Here is a 2,475-nt window from a genome sequence, read left to right on the forward strand (position 1 = left end):
ATATGTGAAAGGTAAATCAGCGAACGTCGCCGCGGAACATCCACTGTCCACGAATGCCCTCGTCCGAAACGTGGCAGCTTGCGATGCAGATGAAGATCTTGCCGCCATTGACGCACTCGTTATAGCTGCGTACCTCATTGTCGGGGTAGCGGACGTCGATCTGCGCGGCATTGAGGGACGGGCCCTTACGGACCGGCGCGATCCTCTTCACCGTGTACTTGTGACTGTCCGGGCGGCACTGGATGGTGCCCAGTGCCTCAACGCCGCTGGTGGCGATGGTGGTGGACGTGGGGATGGCGGCCTGGGCGGTGGCGCCGAACCCCCACAGGGTCAGAGCCGTTCCGGCGGTCAGTACTGCCGCACGCATTCCGAACTTCACAATTTCTCCGCTTCCCGTACCGTTTCTCCACCGGTGTGTCCGTCAGTCTTAACGCGGGCCGGGTCAGGGCACCGCAGGTGACCCCTTTCGGGGGTGGAGGGGTGCTTTAAGCATCGGCCTCGCGGCGAGCCGTCAGCAACGACGATTCCCGCATCGTGATCAGATCTTGATCAGGGTAACTTTGCCTCCATTGAACGGAGTTGAGCACTCAGGGAGGTTCGGCTTAGCCCGGATCCATCGGTTGATGCCTGTTGACAGTCCTTCTGGAAACGAGGAAGAGCCTTGTGACCTGCGGTGATTGGGAGCGCGCGGAAAGCCATGCGAGCAGGCTTACACCATCGAAGGGCCGCGCTTACCTCCGCCCCGCCGGGGTCACGGCCCGTGCGAACCGGCAGAGCGCCCCCAGGGCGACCTGGCCGAGTGGCCGGTGTTCGGACGCGATCTCCTACGTGGGGCGGCCCGGGCGCGGTCCGCTCGCTTGGTGTCCGCCAGGATGCGTATACGTCGGGTATGGAGGGTGTTTGCCTGCGAGAATCGTTCGGCTGGAGTCGGATCCTGGCTGCGCGATACGGTGGTGACACCACACCCCATGACAGTGCAGGAGTCCCGGATCAGTCAGCAGCCGGCCACCGCGCCCGTGCCCGAACGCCTGCCCGTCGACGAGCATGCTGCCGCGTCCGTCCTCGCGCACGCGGCCGACCAGCGGGCGAAGGTCGACGTCCTCCCCTCCGTTCTGGAGGACATCGCCGCCCACGGCTACCCCGCCCCGGAGACCGGAGTCCTATGGCGAACGGCCCGCGACGCCCACCTCGCCCGCCTCGCGGACGGGCAACCCCGTGTCGCCTGACCCCTCCGTCCGCCGCTCGCGCGTCGTCATGGTGGAGCCCGCCCTCACCCAGCTGGCCAAGCTCACGGCGAGCGAGACGCACCGCCTGGACCGCGCGATCGTAGCCATCAGCGTCAACCCCCAACTGGGCACCGAAGTGCCCAATACCCTGCTGCGCGACTACGCGGACGAGATCGATGAAGTCCGGGTCATCTACTACGTGACCGCCTTGCGGACCATTACGATCGTGGCGTACATCGAAGCCTGAACACGGAACAGCAGTGCCCTCGGATCCGTTCGGGCCCGGGGCGGTGTCTGCTGCAGGTGAGGCCGTCGGGTTGTACTGGCTGGTCCTCTCCGCCCCTGAGTAACTGAACGAAAACAGTCACCTGGGCGGAAGAGACCGCAGCTCAGAAAGTGTCGACCCCGCACGCGCGGGGAGTGGTGAGGTCGAGGGCTTCGCCGCCGTGCGCGGCCACGACCTCGGCCATGGCGCGCGGCTCGACGGAATCCCACAACTCGACGACGGCGAGCCGGGTCAGCCAGTCCCCGGCGAGGCGCCACAGCTCCGGGAGCAGGTCCGCGCGCAGCGCGCAGCACGCGCAGTCGTTCACGAGCGGGGCCCCGCCCCGGGACAGCTCGCCCGAGGCGTCCCGCACCAGGCGTCGTGCAGTCCCCTCGGCCGCCATGGTCAGGTCGTGGTGGAGGGCGACGCTGCCCGGTACGGCGACCAGCAGCTCCCGCACCGCGCTGCGGCGGGCGTCGCCGTGGAGCCCGCCGACGGACGTGCTACGAACTCGGCTCGGCCATGGGTGTCGGCATCCTCGGGTCCACCGCGGCCATGCTCTGGCGGGGCAGCCTGCCCGTCCTGGAGCCGGACGGCCCGAGCGCCGCCGCCGTGCAGGGCTCCGTCGGCGAGGCCGCGCGCACCGGTGAACGCGTCGGCGGCGCCGTCGGCCAGGCTCTGCTCGACACTGCGTCGCACGCCTGCACCCCGGCGATCACCCCGGCGTTCCTGCCGGCCGCCGTACTCGCGGTCGTGGCGGCGGCCGCGACCCGGACCCTCATTCTGGGGGGCCCGCAGCCCGCCGAGAACCGCTGACCGGGGCGGGCCGCACCGCCGGCGCGGCGGGCGCCGGGCCCAGGGTGGTGGTGCCGGGCGCCGCCCGGTGCCCCAGGCCCGTCCGGTACGCGTCCATGGCCGCCTCGACCCGGCCCGTACGCCGCAGCAGATCGCCCAGCAGCCGGCACAGGTCCGCGAGATCGCCCG

At 69.7% G+C, this 2,475-nt stretch carries 4 protein-coding genes and 1 pseudogene; 3 read left to right on the forward strand and 2 right to left on the reverse strand.

The genetic code is table 11. The annotated features are described in order from the left end of the window. Window positions 1-16 precede the first annotated feature (16 nt). A complete protein-coding gene (locus ACWGIU_RS35460) occupies window positions 17-379 on the reverse strand; it encodes a hypothetical protein (RefSeq protein WP_453712205.1) in 363 nt (120 codons plus the stop codon). A gap of 589 nt (window positions 380-968) precedes the next feature. On the opposite strand from ACWGIU_RS35460, the gene ACWGIU_RS35465 reads away from it, so the two are divergent. Together ACWGIU_RS35465 and ACWGIU_RS35470 are read left to right on the forward strand one after the other, a co-directional pair. After that, a complete protein-coding gene (locus ACWGIU_RS35465) occupies window positions 969-1,226 on the forward strand; it encodes a hypothetical protein (RefSeq protein WP_453712206.1) in 258 nt (85 codons plus the stop codon). Then, the gene (locus ACWGIU_RS35470) at window positions 1,216-1,473 is read left to right on the forward strand and encodes a hypothetical protein (protein WP_453712207.1); all 258 of its coding nucleotides are present in this window, start codon (window positions 1,216-1,218) and stop codon (window positions 1,471-1,473) included. Before ACWGIU_RS35465 ends, ACWGIU_RS35470 begins: the two co-directional genes overlap by 11 nt. A 175-nt stretch (window positions 1,474-1,648) precedes the next feature. Here the strand turns inward: ACWGIU_RS35470 and ACWGIU_RS35475 are convergent. Then, window positions 1,649-1,951: pseudogene (locus ACWGIU_RS35475) on the reverse strand (cobalamin biosynthesis protein CobW); the annotation flags it as partial. Window positions 1,952-2,013: 62 nt separating this feature from the next. On the opposite strand from ACWGIU_RS35475, the gene ACWGIU_RS35480 reads away from it, so the two are divergent. Further along, entirely contained in the window at window positions 2,014-2,307 is a 294-nt protein-coding gene (locus ACWGIU_RS35480) for a hypothetical protein (protein ID WP_453712208.1), read from the forward strand. Window positions 2,308-2,475 lie beyond the last annotated feature (168 nt).

The organism is Streptomyces sp. NPDC054840 (assembly GCF_053611065.1).